18 protein-coding genes and 1 pseudogene are annotated in these 18,265 nt (G+C 63.9%); 6 read left to right on the top strand and 13 right to left on the bottom strand.

The window, feature by feature from the left end; genetic code table 11:
• The coding region (gene fbcH, locus XF30_RS32890) for a cytochrome b/c1 (RefSeq protein WP_109145943.1) at window positions 1-1,598 on the bottom strand (1,598 nt) is incomplete at its 3' end.
• 62 nt (window positions 1,599-1,660) lie between these two features.
• Window positions 1,661-2,191 carry a ubiquinol-cytochrome c reductase iron-sulfur subunit gene (gene petA, locus XF30_RS32895; protein WP_036006265.1) on the bottom strand — a complete coding sequence of 177 codons (531 nt, stop codon included), beginning with the start codon at window positions 2,189-2,191 and terminating at the stop codon, window positions 1,661-1,663.
• A 279-nt stretch (window positions 2,192-2,470) separates the two neighbouring features.
• Between petA and XF30_RS32900 the strand changes: the two genes are divergently transcribed.
• The 4 genes from XF30_RS32900 to XF30_RS32915 are packed head-to-tail and all read left to right on the top strand — an operon-like array spanning window position 2,471 to window position 5,229.
• Window positions 2,471-2,938, top strand: coding sequence for a tRNA (cytidine(34)-2'-O)-methyltransferase (locus XF30_RS32900; RefSeq protein WP_109144999.1), 468 nt, complete (start codon window positions 2,471-2,473; stop codon window positions 2,936-2,938).
• Between the two features lie 10 nt (window positions 2,939-2,948).
• Complete coding sequence (gene queE, locus XF30_RS32905) at window positions 2,949-3,581, top strand: 7-carboxy-7-deazaguanine synthase (protein ID WP_109145000.1); 633 nt, start codon at window positions 2,949-2,951, stop codon at window positions 3,579-3,581.
• Between the two features lie 20 nt (window positions 3,582-3,601).
• Window positions 3,602-4,489, top strand: coding sequence for an oxygen-dependent coproporphyrinogen oxidase (gene hemF / locus XF30_RS32910; RefSeq protein WP_192893320.1), 888 nt, complete (start codon window positions 3,602-3,604; stop codon window positions 4,487-4,489).
• Window positions 4,486-5,229 (top strand): HAD family hydrolase, encoded by a 744-nt coding sequence (locus XF30_RS32915; protein WP_192893477.1) that lies wholly within the window; start codon window positions 4,486-4,488, stop codon window positions 5,227-5,229. The genes hemF and XF30_RS32915 overlap by 4 nt, the downstream gene beginning before the upstream one ends.
• Window positions 5,230-5,520: 291 nt before the next feature.
• On the opposite strand, the gene XF30_RS32920 is transcribed toward XF30_RS32915, so the two are convergent.
• The 5 genes from XF30_RS32920 to XF30_RS32940 all read right to left on the bottom strand — a co-directional run bounded on the left by XF30_RS32920 (window position 5,521) and on the right by XF30_RS32940 (window position 12,474).
• Window positions 5,521-6,432, bottom strand: a complete 912-nt coding sequence (locus tag XF30_RS32920) for a Bug family tripartite tricarboxylate transporter substrate binding protein (RefSeq protein WP_109145003.1) — start codon at window positions 6,430-6,432, stop codon at window positions 5,521-5,523.
• Window positions 6,433-6,810: 378 nt separating this feature from the next.
• Window positions 6,811-7,182 (bottom strand): hypothetical protein, encoded by a 372-nt coding sequence (locus tag XF30_RS32925; protein ID WP_036024835.1) that lies wholly within the window; start codon window positions 7,180-7,182, stop codon window positions 6,811-6,813.
• Window positions 7,183-7,212: 30 nt separating this feature from the next.
• Window positions 7,213-10,332: an efflux RND transporter permease subunit gene (locus XF30_RS32930; RefSeq protein ID WP_109145004.1), complete on the bottom strand. Its 3,120-nt coding sequence runs from the start codon at window positions 10,330-10,332 to the stop codon at window positions 7,213-7,215.
• Window positions 10,333-10,338: 6 nt separating this feature from the next.
• Window positions 10,339-12,039: an efflux RND transporter periplasmic adaptor subunit gene (locus tag XF30_RS32935; protein ID WP_244609061.1), complete on the bottom strand. Its 1,701-nt coding sequence runs from the start codon at window positions 12,037-12,039 to the stop codon at window positions 10,339-10,341.
• Window positions 12,040-12,090: 51 nt separating this feature from the next.
• Complete coding sequence (locus XF30_RS32940; RefSeq protein WP_036006232.1) at window positions 12,091-12,474, bottom strand: hypothetical protein; 384 nt, start codon at window positions 12,472-12,474, stop codon at window positions 12,091-12,093.
• 259 nt (window positions 12,475-12,733) lie between these two features.
• Between XF30_RS32940 and XF30_RS32945 the strand changes: the two genes are divergently transcribed.
• Window positions 12,734-13,783 carry a hypothetical protein gene (locus tag XF30_RS32945; protein ID WP_141697675.1) on the top strand — a complete coding sequence of 350 codons (1,050 nt, stop codon included), beginning with the start codon at window positions 12,734-12,736 and terminating at the stop codon, window positions 13,781-13,783.
• 103 nt (window positions 13,784-13,886) lie between these two features.
• On the top strand, window positions 13,887-14,090 hold the full coding sequence (locus XF30_RS32950) for a DUF2158 domain-containing protein (RefSeq protein WP_036024831.1): 204 nt from the start codon (window positions 13,887-13,889) through the stop codon (window positions 14,088-14,090).
• Window positions 14,091-14,306: 216 nt separating this feature from the next.
• On the opposite strand, the gene XF30_RS32955 is transcribed toward XF30_RS32950, so the two are convergent.
• The 6 genes and pseudogenes from XF30_RS32955 to XF30_RS32975 form a co-directional block, all read right to left on the bottom strand.
• The gene (locus XF30_RS32955) at window positions 14,307-14,660 is read right to left on the bottom strand and encodes a cupin domain-containing protein (protein ID WP_109145945.1); all 354 of its coding nucleotides are present in this window, start codon (window positions 14,658-14,660) and stop codon (window positions 14,307-14,309) included.
• Window positions 14,661-14,823: 163 nt separating this feature from the next.
• Entirely contained in the window at window positions 14,824-15,669 is an 846-nt protein-coding gene (locus tag XF30_RS32960; protein ID WP_109145005.1) for an outer membrane protein, read from the bottom strand.
• Between the two features lie 211 nt (window positions 15,670-15,880).
• Window positions 15,881-15,976, bottom strand: a pseudogene (locus tag XF30_RS39980) (sulfite exporter TauE/SafE family protein); the annotation flags it as partial.
• An 89-nt stretch (window positions 15,977-16,065) separates the two neighbouring features.
• A complete protein-coding gene (locus tag XF30_RS32965; RefSeq protein ID WP_109145006.1) occupies window positions 16,066-17,322 on the bottom strand; it encodes a CCA tRNA nucleotidyltransferase in 1,257 nt (418 codons plus the stop codon).
• Between the two features lie 10 nt (window positions 17,323-17,332).
• A complete protein-coding gene (locus tag XF30_RS32970; protein WP_036013774.1) occupies window positions 17,333-17,596 on the bottom strand; it encodes a DUF6111 family protein in 264 nt (87 codons plus the stop codon).
• Window positions 17,593-18,264: a CoA pyrophosphatase gene (locus XF30_RS32975; protein WP_057026264.1), complete on the bottom strand. Its 672-nt coding sequence runs from the start codon at window positions 18,262-18,264 to the stop codon at window positions 17,593-17,595. Before XF30_RS32975 ends, XF30_RS32970 begins: the two co-directional genes overlap by 4 nt.
• Window position 18,265 lies beyond the last annotated feature (1 nt).

The raw sequence follows: 18,265 nt of genomic DNA on the forward strand, positions 1-18,265 counted from the left end.
GAGGGGAAATAGTCCGCCGGCCGGCCCGGCCGCTCGAACATGTCCCCCGCATCGTTCGGGCCGTCTTTGACCTTGTACTCGGATGCAAACGCCGCGGCTTGCGCCACCGAATAGCCGGGCCCGCCGGGCTCGGCGAGGTTACGGAAGGCGACGAAGGACAGGCCGTGGCAACTGGCGCAGACCTCCTTGTAGACCTTGAGGCCGCGCTGCAGCGCGCCGCGATCGAACTTACCGAAAGGGCCCGAGAACGACCATGTGTTGCCTGGCGGCTTATCGCTGCCTTCGGCTGCTTTCGCGCTGTCGATCGAGCCCGCGAACAGCGAGCCGGCGAGCGCCAGCACGATCGCGGTCGAGACCATCGGCGTCGACCGGCTGCCGGTCTTGGCCAGCACGGCATCCGAGATCGAGTTCGGCACCGGCCGCGGCTTCTCGATGCGCGCGAGCAGCGGCAGCACGATCAGGAAGTAGGCGAAATAGCAGAACGTCAGGATGCGGCCGGCGATGACGTAGATGCCTTCCGGCGGCTGTGCGCCGAGATAGCCGAGCAGGATGCAGACCGCGACGAAGATCCAGAAGAACTGCTTGGCGAGCGGTCGGTACTTCGAGGACCTGGTCTTGGCGGTGTCGAGCCAGGGCAGGAAGCACAGGATGATGATCGCCCCGAACATCGCGATGACGCCCGCGAGCTTGTCGGGAATCGAGCGCAGGATCGCGTAGAACGGCAGGTAATACCATTCCGGCACGATGTGCGGCGGCGTCACGCCCGGGTTCGCGGGAATGTAGTTGTCGGCGTCGCCGAGATAGTTCGGCATGTAGAAGATGAACCAAGCGTACAGCAGCAGGAAGCAGGCGACGCCGAACATGTCCTTGATGGTCGCATGCGGCGTGAACGGCACCGTGTCCTTTTCCGTCTTCGGCTCGACGCCATCAGGGTTGTTCTGGCCAGCGACGTGCAGCGCCCAGACGTGGAGCACGACGACGCCTGCGATCACGAACGGCAAGAGATAGTGCAGCGAGAAGAAGCGGTTCAGCGTCGGGTTGCCGACTGCATAGCCGCCCCAGAGCAGCGTCACGATGCTCTCGCCGACATAGGGAACGGCCGAGAACAAATTGGTGATGACGGTGGCGCCCCAGAAGCTCATCTGGCCCCAGGGCAGCACGTAGCCCATGAAGCCGGTCGCCATCATCAGGAGGTAGATGATGACGCCGAGGATCCACAGCACCTCACGCGGCTCCTTGTACGACCCGTAGTACAGACCGCGGAACATGTGGACGTAGACGGCGACGAAGAACATCGAGGCGCCGACCGCGTGCATGTTGCGCAGCAGCCAGCCGTAGTTCACGTCACGGACGATCAGCTCGACCGACTTGAAGGCGAGATCGGCGTTTGGCGTGTAGTGCATCGCCAGGATCACGCCGGTCAGGATCTGCATTCCGAGCATGAAGGAAAGAATGGCGCCGAAGGTCCACCAATAGTTCAGGTTGCGCGGGGTGGGATAGGCGACGAAGGAGGAATGGATGAGACCAAAAATCGGCAGGCGCCGCTCGATCCATTGCAGGGCCGGATTGCTCGGCTGGTAGTCGGATGGTCCGCTCATGATGCGATCCTGAGGAAATAGTACGACGAGACGGCGCGAAGCTTCGGACTTGAGTCCGAAGCTCAGCCGATCTGGATTTTGGTGTCGGAAACGAACTGGTACGGCGGCACGGCCAGGTTCGTGGGCGCTGGGCCCTGGCGGATGCGGCCGGACGTATCGTAGACCGAACCATGGCAGGGGCAGAAGAACCCGTCGTAGCTGCCTTCATGAGCGATCGGGATACAGCCGAGATGGGTGCAGATGCCGATCACGACCAGCCACTGCTCGTGGCCCGACTTGACCCGGGCCTCGTCGGTCTGGGGATCCGGCAGGCTCGCCACGTTGACGGCGCGCGCCTCGTCGATCTGCTTCTTGGTGCGGTGACTGATGTAGATCGGCTTGCCGCGCCAGAACACCTTGATGTCCTGGCCTTCCGCGATCGGGCTGAGATCGACCTCGATCGGCGCACCGGCGGCGATGGTCGAGGCATCCGGATTCATTTGGGAGATGAAGGGCCAGAGCGCAGCCGCGCCCCCTACTGCTGCAAATGCCCCTGTTGCAACGAATAAGAAATCACGGCGTGTCGGATGGTCCGCCGAAGACGCTGTCGTCACGATTCCAACCCTTTCTTCTTGCGCTACCGGTGGAACCGCTCCGAGGGGCGCCCAAGAGGTCCCCGGAAAGGCTGCCGGCACCCGCGGCCCCCCGCGGCGGCAGAACTTGGCTTGTTCACCTCTAAACGGGTGAAACAGCAGTCCAGAATCGTTCTATTGGCACCCTTGCCGGGCGAGCGCAAGCCCGCTAACGGCGTGAGAGCGTGCAATGCACGAATTCCCGGGCGGGCGATGTTTTATTGAGACATTTTGCGCCCGCAAGCCAACTCGCCGCCGCCCATGCAGATCGCACTTTTCCAGCCCGACATCCCCCAGAACACCGGCACGATTCTTCGCCTCTGCGCCTGCCTGGGGCTCGATGCCCATATCATCGAACCGGCGGGCTTCCCCATCTCGGACCGCCTGTTCCGCCGGGCGGGAATGGACTACCTCGACCATGTCAGGCTGGCCCGCCACGTCTCCTGGGCGACATTCGAGGACTGGCGTGCAAGCCAGGGCCACCGGCTGCTGCTGTTCACCACCAAGGCCGCCACCGACTACCTCGATTTTCATTACCAGAGCTCGGACATCCTGCTATTCGGGCGCGAGAGCGCCGGCGTCACCGACGCAGTGGTCGAGGCGGCCGATGCGCGTCTGGTGATCCCGATCAAGGCGGGGCTGCGGTCGCTCAATGTGGCCATGAGCGTAGCCATGGCCGCCGGCGAGGCGCTGCGGCAGACCCGGAACCCGCAAGATTTGACAGGTTGAGGAGAGAGGCTTGAGTTACGCGGTCAAGGAGATCTTCCTGACCCTGCAAGGCGAAGGCGCCCATGCCGGGCGCGCGTCGGTGTTCTGCCGCTTTGCCGGCTGCAACCTCTGGAGCGGGCGGGAGGCCGACCGCGCGGATGCGACCTGCAAGTTCTGCGACACGGATTTCGTTGGCACCGACGGCACGCTCGGCGGGCGCTATGGCTCGGCTGCGGAACTCGCCGATACCATCGCCGCGCAATGGACGGCGGCTGCCGCCAATCGCTACGTCGTGCTGACCGGCGGGGAGCCGCTGCTCCAGGTCGACGCCGCGCTGATCGAGGCGCTGCACGAAAGAGGCTTCGATATCGGCGTCGAGACCAACGGCACGATCGCAGCTCCTGATGGGCTCGACTGGATCTGCGTCAGCCCCAAGGGCGGCAGCGAGCTGGTCCTGCGCCAGGGCCACGAGCTGAAGCTGGTCTATCCCCAGGCCTTGGCGATGCCCGAAGCATTTGAGGATCTCGCCTTCGAGCGCTTCTCGCTGCAGCCGATGGACGGGCCTGAGGTCATCGAGAACACCGCGCGCGCGATCGATTATTGCCTGCACCATCCGCAATGGCGGCTCAGCGTGCAGACCCACAAATCGCTCGGCATCAGATAGGACGCGACCCGCGAATGCAGATGGACGTGACGACGATCGAAGCCCGCAAGGCCCGCGCCCGCGCCTGGTTCGAGCGCTTGCGCGACGACATCTGCGCGAGCTTCGAGCGGCTGGAGGATGACGCGCCGCAAAGCCTCTATCCGGGCGAGGTCGGCCGCTTCAAGCGCACGCTTTGGCAGCGCACCGACCATTCCGGCGCGGCCGGCGGCGGCGGCGTGATGTCGATGATGCATGGCCGGCTGTTCGAGAAGGTCGGCGTGCACTGTTCGACGGTGCACGGCGAGTTCGCACCCGAATTCCGGGCCCAGATCCCCGGCGCGGCGGAGGATCCAAAATTCTGGGCCTCCGGCATCTCGCTGATCGCGCATATGCGCAATCCGAACGTCCCCGCCGTGCACATGAACACGCGCTTCGTCGTCACCACGAAGACCTGGTTCGGCGGTGGCGCCGACCTGACGCCGGTGCTGGAGCGAAGGCGGACGCAGGACGATCCCGACAGCATCGCCTTCCATGCCGCGATGAAACAGGCCTGCGCGCAGCCGAGCGGCGTTGCCGACTACGACAAGTACAAGAAATGGTGCGACGAGTATTTCTACCTGCCGCACCGGAAAGAGGCACGCGGCATCGGCGGCATCTTCTACGACTGGCACGACAGCGGCGACTGGGACGCCGACCTCGCCTTCACCCAGGACGTCGGCCGCGCCTTCCTGAAGATCTATCCCGAGATCGTGCGGCGCAACTTCGCGAGCGCCTGGACGCCTGCTGACCGCGAGGAGCAATTGATCCGCCGCGGCCGCTACGTCGAGTTCAACCTGCTCTACGACCGCGGCACCATCTTCGGGCTGAAGACGGGCGGCAACGTGGACTCCATCCTGTCGTCGCTGCCGCCGGAGGTGAAGTGGCCATGAACGCCGTGCTGCCGCCGCTGCCCCGCGCCATGCTGATCGACATGGACGACACCATCCTGTCGGCCTATGGCCGGCCCGAGATCGCCTGGAACACGATCACGGCCGAATTCGCCGAAGAGCTCGCCCCGCTGCCGCCGCCGATGGTCGCCACCGCAGTGCTGGCCTTCGCGCGAAACTTCTGGGCCAATGCCGAACCGGCGTGGCGGATGAAGCTCGCCGAGGCGCGGCACCTGACCGTGAAGGGCGGCTTCGCCGCGCTTGCGGCCGCAGGCCACCGCGCCCTGCCCGATGACCTCGCCATTCGCCTCGCCGACCGCTTCACCGCCTATCGCGAGGAGGAGATGTTCGTCTTTCCCGGCGCGCACGAGGCGATCGACCAGTTCAAGGCGCTCGGCATCAAGCTCGCGCTGGTCACCAACGGCGCCGCCGACATGCAGCGCGCCAAGGTCGAACGCTTCGAGCTGGCGCATCGTTTCGACCACATCCAGATCGAAGGCGAGCACGGCTTCGGCAAGCCCGAGGAGCGCGCCTATCTTCATGCGATGCAGGCGCTCGGCGTCACCGCCGAGGATACCTGGATGATCGGCGACAATCTGGAATGGGAAGTGGTGACGCCGCAGCGCCTCGGCATCTATGCGATCTGGATGGACGTGCATGGCGAGGGCCTGCCCGAGGGCTCGACGGTCAGGCCCGACCGCATCATCCGCTCGCTCGGCGAACTGCTGCCGGACCGGGCATGATCGAGGGCCCAAAACAAAACCTCGAAAACAACCCCATGCACAGTAGCGCGCTGCTGTAAAATCAAGGACTTACCGATTTTACGAAAAATTTCTGACCCGTCGGGCAAAACAGGGGTATTGTGGCATCGTCGCGAGGGTTGCCATCGACCCTAGAGCGCGATGCGATGAGGATGAATCGGCATCGCGCTCTAGCTTATTGTTTGAGCATGATCTTTTCGGAAAACCGCTACGCACTTTTCCGGATCATGCTCTTGTCCCTCCCGCGAGAGGCTCGAGCACGCCCAAGGCAACCTATTCCACGGTGATATTGCCGGCCTCGATGACCCGCTTCCAGCGGGCCAACTCAGAGACCAGAAACTCCTGGAATTGCTCCGGGGTGTTAGCCACGATTTCGAGGCCGATATCCTCCATTCGTTTGCGTACGTCCGGTGCCTTCAGCGCCGCGACGATCTCGCCATGCAATTTTGCTTTCACGTCGGCAGGAAGGCCCTTCGGAGCAGCCACCGCCTGCCACGAAAAGACGTCGACACCTTCAATCCCAAGTTCCTTCAAGGTAGGCACTTCGGGCAAAAGAGGGGATCTGGCATCGCCGGTGATGGCGAGAACCTTGAGCTGCTTGGATTGAATTTGCCCGATGACGGCGTTGATGTTTTGAAACGATACGTTGACATGCCCCGCGAGGAGATCACTCACAGCGGGCGCCCCGCCGCGATACGGCACATGGAGACCGGTCGTCCCAGTGCGCTGCCAGAACAGCGCCGCCGTGAGATGATCGGACGAACCCGCACCCGAGCTTGCAAAAGTGATCTTGCCGGGGGCCTTCTTCAGTTGCTCCACCAATTCGGCGACGGTGTTTGCCGGAAAGTTCAAGTTGGCGACCAGGACGTTCGGTGCGCGCACGGCGACCGTCAAAAGGTCGAAGTCCTTCAGAGGATCATACTTCAGATTAGGCTGAAGAAATGGATTCGTCGCATAGACACCGATCGAGCCGACGAGAATGGTGTATCCGTCCGCTGGCGCCCGGGCCACCGCCGTTGCTCCAAGAGCGCCCGTTGCGCCGGAGCGGTTTTCGACGACCACCGGCTGCCCCAGCGTATCGGAGACCTTCTGTCCGATTGCGCGCGCGACCATGTCGGACGAGCCTCCCGCCGGGAATGGAACGATAAAGGTGATATTCCTTTCCGGCCAGGCCGCGTATGCCATCGAGGTTGCGGCAAGAAGCAGGATGCCAGCTGCACCAAATCGAATCTTCGATAAAAAAGTAGCATTGCCCTTTGTCGATCCTCCGTTGCGACATTTTTCTGAGGGCCTATTTTACGTGCTCATGCCATCCCGATTGATGCTCAGATTGTATTGATTGATCCACTATTTATCACGGGCGCTTTGTCGCTGTGAAATCGCCGATGTGCAAACCTGCCGAGGGGTGGCGCTTCGCTCTTCCAAGCGCTGTCGAGTTTTGCCTACGCGTTATCTCAACTCCCACGCTTCACCTTGAGCGTCAGCAGCGGCTTGCCTTTCTCGGCGATGTAGGTCGCGAGCTCCGCCGCGTTGCGGGCGCAAACGCGGTCTTTCACGCCCCAATCATTGCGCAGCGTATCTCGCGGTCAACGAATGACCGTGCAAGCTACCGGAGAAGACCACGATCGCCTTTGGCGACAGCTCGGCCTGCAGCTTTCCCGTCATCATGTTGGGATTGGCCGGCGCAAGCGGAACGGTGACCGTCTTGCCGCCATCCTGAACCGTTGCGCGTCCCCGCATATCCTTCGTCGACAGCGGCGATCCATCGTCGTCGCCAACGTAAAAGACGATGTCGGTCCCCTTGCTGACGAATTCGATCGGATGCCCCTGCGACTTGACGACGGGACCGCCGTTGCTGCCCTTCGTCTGCGCCGCGGCAACATCCAGCGTCGCGATCATCACAGCCGTCACGGCGAGGCCGATATAAGTTCTCATTGCAGGCTCCTCGGTGGTTGTCCGCGCGCATCAATAGGCTTCCGCGGGGGTGAACGTTGCGGCGTGTCCGGCCACCAGCCGCTGCAGCGGCTGCTGGCCGAACATCAGAAACAGAATCGGGGTCACGATTGTGTCGAGCACCGTGGCGCTGAGCAGGCCGCCGAAGATCGTCACGGCCACCGGGTGCAGGATTTCCCGGCCCGGCTCGTCCGCGCCGATCAAGAGCGGCGTGAGCGCTAGTCCTGCGCAAAGCGCCGTCATCAGCACCGGACTGAGGCGCTCCATGCTGCCGCGAATGACCAGCCCGGCCCCGAAACGCTCGCCTTCGTGGATGGCGAGATTGATGTAGTGCGAGATCTTCAAGATCCCGTTGCGCGCCGAGATGCCGGCCAGCGTGATGAAGCCGATCATCGATGCCACCGACAAGGGCTGCCCGGAGATCTTCAGCGCGGCGACGCTGCCGATCAGGGCGAGCGGAATACCACCCATGATGATCAGCGCCAGTGCGATCGACCGGTAGCGGCTGTAGAGGACCACGAAGATCATCGCCATCGAGGCCAGCGACAGAATGCCGATGCGCCAGATCGCCTCCTGCTGGGCCTGGAACGCGCCTTCGAGGCTGGTCGTGTAGCCTTGCGGGAAATCGAGCTCGCGAACCGACCTCTGAATGTCGGCCGCGATATCGGCGATGTCGCGGCGTCCGTCCCCGTTGCCGTACACGACGATCCTGCGCTGGGTCCCCTCCCGCTGAATCTGGTTCGGCCCGTCTGTCTCGACGATGTCGGCCAAAGCGCTCAGCGGGACGAACTCCGAGCCGGTCGGGATGAGCAAATTGTGCAGTCCCGTCGTCGAACGGTCTTGCTCCGACAGGCGCATCACGACGTCGAAACGGCGATTGCCGTCGACGATCTGGGAGACCTTCCGGCCATTGGACAGCGCGTCGAGTGCCTGGGTGACCGCAGCCGGCGTCAGGCCGTGAAGCGCGGCGCGGGCATGGTCGATTTGAACCCGCACTTGCGGAATCAATACTTGCTTCTCGACCTGGAGATCGACCAGACCCGGGATCGTCGATAGACGCTGGCGCACCGTTTCGGACAGCCGCCGCAACATCTCGATGTCCTGGCCGAAGATCTTGAGCACGATCTGGGCACGAATACCGGACTGGAGATGATCGAGGCGGTGGCTGATCGGCTGTCCGATGGCCACCGACGCCGGCAGCGCGGACAGGGCTTCCCGGATGCTCGCATAGATGTCCGCCTTCTGGCGCTTGGACGGTGTGAGATCGACATCGACCTCGCTGTAGTGCACGCCTTCGGCGTGTTCATCCAGCTCGGCGCGGCCGGTGCGGCGTCCAACCGATTTCACCTCGGGCACCTTTGCGAGCAACTGCTCCGCCAATAGGCCAAGACGGTTGGATTCCGCGAGTGAAATGCCTGGATTGTACTGCAGCGACAGGACCAGAGTCCCCTCGTTGAAAGGAGGAAGAAAGCTGCGGGGCATCTGGCTCGCGGCATAGCCTGCCACCGCGACCGCAGCGGCGACGAAGACCAGCACCAAACCCTGCCGCTGGAAGGCCCAGCCGAGCACCCGCCGATTGGCCTGCTTCAGCTTCGTGACGACAAAGCTCTCGCGGTCACCTGAATGAGCTCGTCCCGAAAGCAGATAATAGGACAGCACCGGCGTCACCGTGATCGAGGTCAGCAGCGAAGCCAGGATTGAGACCACATAGGCGACGCCAAGCGGCGTGAACAGCCGCCCTTCGATTCCCGGAAGGGCGAACAGCGGCACAAAGACGAGGACGATGATCATCGTTGCATAGACGATGCTGGAACGAACCTCCTGGCTCGCGCCGGAGGTCACGTCGAGAACAGGGCGCGGCGTGCTCGACGCGGCGTTCTCCCGCAGGCGCCGCAGGATGTTTTCGACGTCCACGACGGCATCGTCGACCAGCTCGCCGATCGCGATGGCGAGGCCGCCCAGCGTCATGGTGTTGATCGTGAGGCCGAAGGCGCGAAACACCAGGACCGTCACCAGGATCGATATTGGAATGGCCGTCAGCGACACGAACGCGGCGCGACCGTTCATCAGGAAGACGAACAGGACTATTGCGACGACGATCGCGGCCTCGATCAGGACGCGCTCGACATTGCCGATCGAGGTCTCGATGAAGGTGGCCTGCCGGAACTGCACGTTGGTGACGCTGATGCCCCCGCGCATAGTGCGTTGCAGCTCCCGCAGCGTTGATTCAACATTGCGCGTCAGTGCTACGGTATCCGCAGCCGGTTGCTTCATGACGCTGACGATGACGGCGGGCTTGCCGTTATATCCTGCGTCACCGCGCTTGGTCCGCGCGGCAAAATCCACAGAGGCAATCTGCTTCAGCAGGATCGGCTGCTCTCCGCGGTTGACGACGACGGTGTTGCGGAGGTCCTCGATACGCCTGGTGAGACCGACATTGCGGATCAGATATTCGCGGCCATGCTGGTCGACGAAGCCGCCGCCGCTGTTGGTGCCGAACCTTGCGACCGCCTGCTCGATCTGATCATGGGTGACGCCGAGTGCCTGCATGGTGGCGACGTTCGGCGTCACGCGATATTGGCGGACCTCGCCGCCGATGGGTATCACCTGGGCGACGCCGGGAATGGCGAGGAGTTGCGGTCGGACGACGAAGTCGGCGATCTCGCGCACGTCCATGGGTGAAGCCGTGCCATCGCTCGTCAGCGCGATCAGCATGATCTCGCCCATGATCGAGGTCACCGGGCCCATCTGGGGATTGACCGCGGACGGCAATTGCTCGCGGATCAGCGCCAGCCGCTCGGAGACGAATTGCCGGGCGCGGTAGACGTCGACGCCCCAGTCGAACTCGACATAGACGACCGACAGACCAACGCCCGAGACCGAGCGCACGCGAATGACGCCGGGCATGCCGTTCATCGACGTCTCGATCGGGAACGTCACCAGCTGTTCGACCTCCTGGGGCGCCAGTCCCTCTGCCTCGGTCAGGATGTTGACGGTCGGGCGGTTGATGTCAGGCAGGACGTCGACCGAAACGCTCGGCAGGATGAACAGGCCGTAGCCGACCAGGACGGCGGCGACCACCAGCACGAACAGGCGATTGCGCAAGCTTGTCTGGACGATGAGCTTGAACATGGTCGGCTACCGGATCTGGTTGATGAGGTCGGTGCCGCGAACGACGACATGTTCGCCTTCGTTGATACCGGCGGCCACGATCACGCGGGCTGCGTCTACCTGCACCACGCGAACCGGCCTCGGCTCGAAGCGCTCGGGCTCTGTGTGCAGCCAAACGATATTCTCACCGTTGCCGCTTCGAACGACGGCATTGCGCGGCACGACCAGGCCAGACACGGGCGCTCCGGCCTGGACCATCACATTCAACGGCTGACCGATGTTGAGACCTGCTGGTGGCTCCGGAATGGCGAACTGAACCACGGACGCATGCTGGCGCAGCGCCCGGCTCGTCCCGACGAAGCTCAGCGCAATCTGCTGCCCGTTCGGAGCCATTGCCGTTGCGGCTTCAGGCTGCTTCAAGCCGATTTCGTCATAGGCGAGCGCCTCGACCCAAAGACTGCTTGGGTCCGCGATCTGAAACAGGACGTCTTGGGGCTGTATGACCTGGCCCGGCGCGACCTTGGCTGCGGTGATGATGCCATCGGTCGATGCCCGCAGTTCCTCGAAGCCGGTGCGGGAATTGCGAACGGTCTCGCGGCGCGCCCGCAGACCCTCCAATTCGCTTTCGAGGTCGTTGACCTGCCCTTGCGGCACCGCGCCGCGTTCGGCCAGCGGCCGGAGACGCCGCAGCTTGTTGTCCGTGATCGCCATCAGCTGTTCGATCTCGCCGACCTTCTCGAGGATTGTCGTGCGGTCGGCGATTGGCAGATGCGGCTCGATCCGGATGAGCAGATCGCCCTTGCGGACGGTTTGCCCGATGCGGGGGATGCCGTCATCGCCGGGAACCACGCGGCCGCCGTAGATGCTCTGCACGATGCTGCTGCGGTTGGGGTCGGCCATGACACGGCCGATCAGGGTGACGGCGGGATGAATCGTCTGCGGCTCGGCTGCAGCGGTTCGTACCTCGAGCAGACGCTGCGTCGGCTTGGCCGCGAAGACGGTGCCGTCTTGCAGACGGCGCGGGGCATCGCTCAGCGCGGGAACATCAGGCGGACTTGGTTGCGTTGCATTGGTCCGGCCCTCGCCGAACATGACGGAGGCGAGAATGACGAAAGCCCCCGCAACCACCGCGGACATCGAGGCCGCCATGAAGCGGCCACGCCGCTTCCAATAGGCGAAGAGAAGGCCAAATCCCAAGGCGGCGAGCACGGACGCGGCGATGGCGGCTCGGGTCGAGAGAAGCCAGCCGGGCGCGTGCTTCTGCTGCGCGGGCCGGGCCTCTGCACGCGGTATGAACGAGTCGACCAGCAGATCATTTCCCCTGCTAGCGTTGATCGAGAAGATCACCTCGACCGATCCAGACGGCGTGCCGTTCGGAATCGGGGCGGTGTAGACGCCGTCCTCCCGGATTGACGCCTCGATCGGATCGGAATCGCCGACCGTGACTTGCAAGGCGGCGTCCGAAACCGGCTCGTTCGTCACTGCATCATCAATGAAGACGGACAGCCTGCCGTCTTTCAGGATGCCGACGACTTCGTAGAGTTCGGAACGCGCGGCAATCCTCGGATAGGCTGAGGACACGACCGCCGTCTTTTCGGCGTCGCCGTGATCGTGCCCTTCATGGCCAAAGGCGCCCGACAAGCCAAAGGCCAGGCTCGCCAACCAAAAAGCGCCAGCCAGCCCAAGAGCTGCGAGCCGCCCTTTCGGGCAGCGCTGATTCATCAACATCGAAAGATCCTTCAGACATGCGAAAAGGCGGCGGCCGAAGCGCCGCCGGGACTACGCGATGCTGAAGGTACTTGGTGGCCGGACGAGTCCGTCGGGGCGCACCCCGACAATGGCCCGCGCGAGCGGCAGGTCCATGGCGCCGAGCACGTCGAAGACGCTGAGCAGTTGACCGACCTGCGCTGAAGCGATCGAGGTGCCAAACATGTCCCAGGCCACGCCGGAAGCGCCGTCCTCGTCGTGATCCGGCCCGTCATGGACGTGGCCTTCCGCGTCGTCGCCGGCGTGGGAATGCACGTGGCCGGCCAACTGATCGTGGAAATGCAGGGAACCGCTGAGCGTGACGGACGGCATCGGCATGGCGCCAACAGCCGCCTTCACCTGCGAGACCGAAATCAGGGCCGCCTGAAGCACAAACGCAAAAATCGCCACGAACATGACCGTTCTGGCGAGTTGACGAAGATGGTGGCGGACACCGTGCGGCACGCCGAAAAACTAGGCGATGCCGACCGCGAATTCAAGGCGACGTTCGCATCGCGTGGGAGGTGGTCCAGACACCCTCCCCGCTCGATCGAGGAGCCACCGCCGCCCGATATCCGGCAGCCCGCCTGCCTTACTTGAAGTGAAATGCTTCACAAGCCGCAATCCGGGATTGCGGTAGCCTCGTGCCATGGGGCGTGGTGAGTTGGAGGCGACAATGGAGCAGGACCTTCCGAAGCAGACAGCGCGCACGCGATCCCCGGTGAAGGCGGCGGGTATCTGGCAGAGAATTCAATCCTGGGACAGCCGCCTCTCGGTCACCAAGGGACTGACGGCCGTGACCCTGCTGACCGGCTTCCTGGGCGGATATTTCCAGTACCTGAATTCCTATGAACAGAAGGTCGGCGAGCAGGCCAAGGCGGACATGCAGAAGGCGACCGACACCTTCCTCGAGATCTCGGACGCCTTCGCCGACGTGCAGATCCAGCAGGAGACCATGCTGCGCGAGCAGTTCGGCTCGCTGAAGGCGCAGGCAAGCCCCGCTTTCATTCCGGTGGACTCCAAGACATTCGGCTCGTTCTCGGACTATTGGAAGGCGCGCACGTCGCTGCGGCGGAACGGCGCCATCTTCGCGCGCAAGGCGGAGATCTACATCGACTGGCCCAGCGACCTCGGGCGCGACCCGGCCGCAGAGCACACGCTCGACCAGGATCCCCTGACGGCAACGCTGCTCACCAAGTACAATTTCGATTGCGATTCCGACGCCAACCTTCCGCAGTTCAAGGGTGCGATCTTCAATGGCGCCGATCCCGGACGCCCCAGCGACGAATTGTGCAACGACCCGACGGCCAATGGGCTCAAATCCTACGTCAACCTCTGTGCCAGGCGGGCGGATGGCGAGATCGATGCGTTGCAGAAGGTCGTGACCATCAACTGGTGGAGCGCCAAGCACCACGTCCTGGTGATGCACCATTGCTTCGAGGTGCTCCGCGGCGGACCGAATGCGTTGCAAGCTCCGGCCTCCGGCAACGACGTGCCGAACGATCGCAAGCTCGACAAACCACGCGACAGCAATGAGCACAGGCTACAGCTTCAGGCCCGCCGGCTGGACGCGTTCATGACGCTGACCATGGCGCAGCTGGATCGTATCAGGGTGCGATACCGCCCCACCGGCTTCTTCTGCCATGTTCCGCTCGCGCGCGATGCCATCGGCTATTTCAGCAACCAGTGCCTGCCGAACCAGCCGGTCACGAGCGAGCGCAGCTGAGTCGTACCGCGGAGACACCTTCCGGCGCCGGCAGCCGGCGTGATCGGCCTGTCATGACGGCCTGTTAGCGTCGGCCGTGTCGATCAACCCGAAAGGACAATCCATGGATCTGAAGGCCGGCGATGTCGTGATGCTGAAATCCGGCGGTCAGCCGCTGACCGTCGCGGAGGTGAAGGAGAACGAGGCGCTGTGCCTGTGGATGGGCATGGAAGGCGACCTGTTCCGCGAGACGCTGCCGCTCGCCGTGCTCGTGCAGGTGGAAGAAGACGACGAGGACGACGAAGACGAAGATGATGACGAGGAGTAGGCACTTCTCGGACTGCATTCTCGTGCGAGCCGAGTTCGGCTCCGGCGCGCCCGATGTCCGCTTCCCTGTCAACCACAGGGCGATAGCGGACATCGCTGGATGTCGCAGAAGCGCAAGCGATGGATTTCGCAAGCGAAGCTCGCCGCCAATGGCTCGACGGTGAAGGCGCTGTGCGTCGAGGGCCTCACCGCGGCCCCGATGACGGGCGCGGGTTGATCAGACGAGGATACGAGGCGCCGCCGTGGCCCTGTCTCCGGAATTCGGCGTCCCCGTCGGTTCGATCAAGAGGATGTGCACTTCCCCACGCGCCACCGGCCGGTGCTCGACGCCCTTCGGCACGACAAAAACCTCGCCGGGGTTGAGGGTGACCGTGCGGTCCCGCAGCTCGATGTCGAGCGTCCCGCTGAGCACGAGAAAGAAGTCGTCCGTGTCCTCGTGCTTGTGCCAATGAAACGGCCCCTCAAGCTTGGCCACCATGATGTCGTTGTCGTTATAGGTCGCCACCGTGCGCGGGGAGAAGCGATCAGTAAAGGTTGCGAGCTTCTCGGCGAGATTTGCGGGTGCTTTCATGGCGTCTCCCTGGACAAGCAGCAGTCTGGTCCGCGTTTGCAAGACGAGCTGCGCCGGTTAGCACGAGCTGAATCACAATACGAGACTGCTGCGACGCCGGGAGTGGCACAAGGATGGGTTTCGCAACGGCGAAACCCATCCCTACGAGCTGATGCCGATCGGATCAGAACCGATAGTTGATGCCGCCCTTGGCTGTATGAAGCTGAACCTCGGTGTCCGTGAAGGACGCTCCGGGGAATGCAAGAGCATTGCCGTTCGACTTTCCGAGATTGATGTAGATGTACTCGGCCTTGAACGTCCAGCGCGGGTCGAAAGCCCATTCAATGCCGCCACCCGCGGAGAAGCCGACCTGGACGTCGGACGATGACGCGCTTCGCGTCAGGGCCGGGAAGAAGCCGTTGAAATTGGCGATATTCGGCGTGGCGAGATTGGAGGTGAAGATGCTGTTCTTGACGTGGCCCCAGGCGAAGCCACCGGTACCGTAGATCAGCACATTGTTCGCCGCGTATCCGAGACGTCCGCGGATCGTGCCGAAGCCATCGATTTCCTGCTTGAGATTGAACACGCCGGTGAAGGCGCCATTGTCGCCGCCGATCGTTCCGGTGACGCTGAAGGGGCGGCTCGCCGTTTCCCTGATGGCAGCGCCGCTGACATCCGCTTCCAGACCATACACGAACGTGCCGGACTGCCAGTTATAGCCGATTTGGCCGCCGCCGAATCCGCCCTTGGGGCTCACATCCAGGGTGAACGGCCCAGTGCCACCCGTGACGACATAGCCGGGCACCGTCCCGGTTGCGAGCGCGCCGGGATCGAAGGTCGCCGTCGGATCGCTCCAGCCATAACCGCCATGCACGCCGGCGTAAAAACCGGTCCAGCTGAATGCGACCGGCGCGGGCGGCGCCTTGGTGTAGGCCCTGGCAAGATCGGCCGCGGAGGCGGCGTGGGAGAGACACACAGCCGAGGCCAGAAGGGCAGCAGAGACGATGGATTTGGAGACAATGGATTTCATGACTTCCCTCGAACGCTGTGCGCGTGACAAGGCGGCACCGCTTAAGCCAAGGTATAGAGGTGGTCTCGCAATATTGCTGTAGCGTCGGCGACACAGCGTGGAACTGCGGAACACGGTTTGTGCGCGCGAAGTTCGCCTGACGCGACGCCGCCAGATTTTCGCGACATCAGATGCTCCTCAGACGCCAAGAACGCCATTTCAGCCGGCGTCGTTAGACCACGAGCTGCCTCGCCGCTGCCGAGATCATCACCAGCCCGCCGGTGATCACGGCGGCATCGAGGATCGCGGTGCGGATGTGCACCGGCATCGACGAAGGCCTTGGCGAAGAACGCCGGGCACGGCCATACCGAAGTAGAAGCTGCAGAAGCGAGATATCGGCGAAGCCCGAGACGATGGTCAATCTTTCTGGTCGCCTCTGATGCGGGCCACGGCTTGATCGGCGAGCGTAGCGAGCGCGGCTTCTTCCAGCGGGAAATCCGCTGCGAGCCAGGCGTCTTCAGCGAGCGCCAACACATGGCCGAGCGCAGGTCCTTCGGCGAGACCGCGGGCGATGAAGTCGGCGGCCTTCAGCGGAAATTTCGGCGCGGTCCAGCGCTGCGGCAGCTCGGCAAGCGCGCGCCAGCGTATCGAGGTGACGTCGCCGCCGTTGCGTGCCCAGCCAAGCAATACGCGATCGTGATAGCTCTCGGGCCCGAGCCGGTACAGCAAGCGCCGTGCATTGGCTTCGTCCTTGGTGGCGAGGCGCCACCAGCGGTGCCCCATCGAATCCAGCGCCTTGGCCTCGGCATTGGAGAGCCGCAGGCGCACGGCGAGGCGCTTGGCGTCTTCGGTGACGGCGACCGAGAGCGCGGCCAGGCGCCGCGTGCTGCTGGGGCTGAGGCCGAGCTCGCGCTCGATCGCGATCATCGTGTCCAGGGGACCCGTATAGACGACGCCGCCAGTCAACGCCTGCAGCAATCCGCCCTCGGCCATGGCTCGCACGGCCGCAGCCGCACCACCGGCGACCAGCAGCTTGAGCATCTCCATGCGCACCCGCTCGGCCGACAGGCTGGCCAGGCCCGCGCGTCCGCGGATGCAGGCGAGATAGCCGTCGCGGTCGGGCTCGCCGACACCGAAGGCGGCGTGGATGCGGAAGAAGCGCAGGATGCGTAAGTAATCCTCGGCGATGCGCTGGTCGGGATCGCCGATGAAGCGCACGCGCCGCGCTTTGGCGTCGTTGATGCCGCCGACATGATCGTAAACCACACCGCGTACATCGACCGACAGGCCGTTCATCGTGAAGTCGCGCCGCTCGGCATCCTTCACCCAGTCGCGGCCGAACGCGACCTTGGCCTTGCGGCCGAAGGTCTCGGTGTCCTCGCGCAGCGTCGTGACTTCATAGGGGTGGGCATCGATCACCAGCGTGACCGTGCCGTGGTCGATGCCGGTCGGCACGCTCTTGATGCCGGCAGCCTTGGCCCGCCGTATCACCTCGTCGGGCAGCGCCGTGGTCGCGATGTCGATGTCACCCGGCGCAAGGCCGAGCAGCGCGTTGCGCACGGCGCCGCCGACCACACGCGCCTCCTCGCCATCGGTGCCGAGCAGCGCCAGGACGCGCGCGGTGCCGCCTGCGGTCAGCCAGGGCGCATCGGCGAGTAAAGGCTCCGCGCTCATGGACCCGCCCCTACTTTTCCGTGCCCGGCACGAGCTTGCCGTCCTCGATATGGGCGGGGACGTAGGTCGAATCCGGCGGCGCGCCGGAGAACTCCGCCAAGCCGATGAGGCCCGCGATGACCAGCACGATCGCCACCAGCGCAAGACGCGCGACGATCGCGACCGGCCATGAGGAGCGTGCGAACACACCGGACCGCGTCGCCGCCAGGAACAGCGCATAGACGGCAAAGGGGATGAGGAAGATTCCGATCTCGGTCAGAACCGTCCGGATCATGACGAATAGATCCGCTCATACAGCACACGCAGCATGCCCGCCGTCGCCCCCCAGATGTAGCGTTCCGCGAACGGCATCGCGTAGTAGGACCGCGGCGTGCCGCGGAATTCCTTGCTGTGCACCTGGTGGTTCACCGGATTCATCAGGAAGGATAGCGGCACCTCGAAGGCATCATCAACCTCGGAATGGTTGATGCTGAGCGAAAAGCCCGGCCTGACCCTGGCAACCGTCGGCAGGATGCGGAAGCCGAAAGCGGTGCCGTAGAGATCGAGATAGCCGAGCGGCTCGACGAAGTCGCGTGCCAGCCCGACCTCCTCCTCGGCCTCGCGCAGCGCCGCATCGAGCGGCGAGGCATCGATCGCGTCGATCTTGCCGCCGGGAAAGGCGATCTGGCCGGCATGGTCGTTGAGATGCGCCGAGCGCTGCGTCAGCAGGATGGTGGGCTCGGGATGGTCGACCACCGCGATCAGGACCGCTGCGGGACGCACCGGCTGCTCGCGCGCGATGATCTCGAGCATCTTGTCGGTGCCGGGATCGCCCGAGGCGGGGATGATGTTGGGATCATAGAGGCCGGGCGGCACGTCGAAGCCGAGCCTCGCCTTGGAGCGGGCGAAGAAATCCGCAGCGCCAAGCGCGACCGGCTCGTTCGTCAGGATAGGGTTGTTCAAA

The sequence above is a fragment of the Bradyrhizobium sp. SUTN9-2 genome (assembly GCF_003122645.1).
GTDB classification, from domain to species: domain Bacteria; phylum Pseudomonadota; class Alphaproteobacteria; order Rhizobiales; family Xanthobacteraceae; genus Bradyrhizobium; species Bradyrhizobium yuanmingense.

What these genes read in the sequence shown, in the direction of transcription:
- XF30_RS32940 (WP_036006232.1), bottom strand. Translation starts at nt 12,474, where the DNA reads ATGTTCGTGGCGATTTTTGCGTTTGTGCTTCAGGCGGCCCTGATTTCG.
- XF30_RS32900 (WP_109144999.1), top strand. Translation starts at nt 2,471, where the DNA reads ATGCAGATCGCACTTTTCCAGCCCGACATCCCCCAGAACACCGGCACG.
- XF30_RS32915 (WP_192893477.1), top strand. Translation starts at nt 4,486, where the DNA reads ATGAACGCCGTGCTGCCGCCGCTGCCCCGCGCCATGCTGATCGACATG.
- XF30_RS32955 (WP_109145945.1), bottom strand. Translation starts at nt 14,660, where the DNA reads ATGAAAGCACCCGCAAATCTCGCCGAGAAGCTCGCAACCTTTACTGAT.
- XF30_RS32965 (WP_109145006.1), bottom strand. Translation starts at nt 17,322, where the DNA reads ATGAGCGCGGAGCCTTTACTCGCCGATGCGCCCTGGCTGACCGCAGGC.
- XF30_RS32970 (WP_036013774.1), bottom strand. Translation starts at nt 17,596, where the DNA reads ATGATCCGGACGGTTCTGACCGAGATCGGAATCTTCCTCATCCCCTTT.
- XF30_RS32935 (WP_244609061.1), bottom strand. Translation starts at nt 12,039, where the DNA reads ATGTTGATGAATCAGCGCTGCCCGAAAGGGCGGCTCGCAGCTCTTGGG.
- hemF (WP_192893320.1), top strand. Translation starts at nt 3,602, where the DNA reads ATGGACGTGACGACGATCGAAGCCCGCAAGGCCCGCGCCCGCGCCTGG.
- XF30_RS32960 (WP_109145005.1), bottom strand. Translation starts at nt 15,669, where the DNA reads ATGAAATCCATTGTCTCCAAATCCATCGTCTCTGCTGCCCTTCTGGCC.
- XF30_RS32950 (WP_036024831.1), top strand. Translation starts at nt 13,887, where the DNA reads ATGGATCTGAAGGCCGGCGATGTCGTGATGCTGAAATCCGGCGGTCAG.
- XF30_RS32930 (WP_109145004.1), bottom strand. Translation starts at nt 10,332, where the DNA reads ATGTTCAAGCTCATCGTCCAGACAAGCTTGCGCAATCGCCTGTTCGTG.
- XF30_RS32920 (WP_109145003.1), bottom strand. Translation starts at nt 6,432, where the DNA reads ATGGCATACGCGGCCTGGCCGGAAAGGAATATCACCTTTATCGTTCCA.
- XF30_RS32945 (WP_141697675.1), top strand. Translation starts at nt 12,734, where the DNA reads ATGGAGCAGGACCTTCCGAAGCAGACAGCGCGCACGCGATCCCCGGTG.
- XF30_RS32925 (WP_036024835.1), bottom strand. Translation starts at nt 7,182, where the DNA reads ATGAGAACTTATATCGGCCTCGCCGTGACGGCTGTGATGATCGCGACG.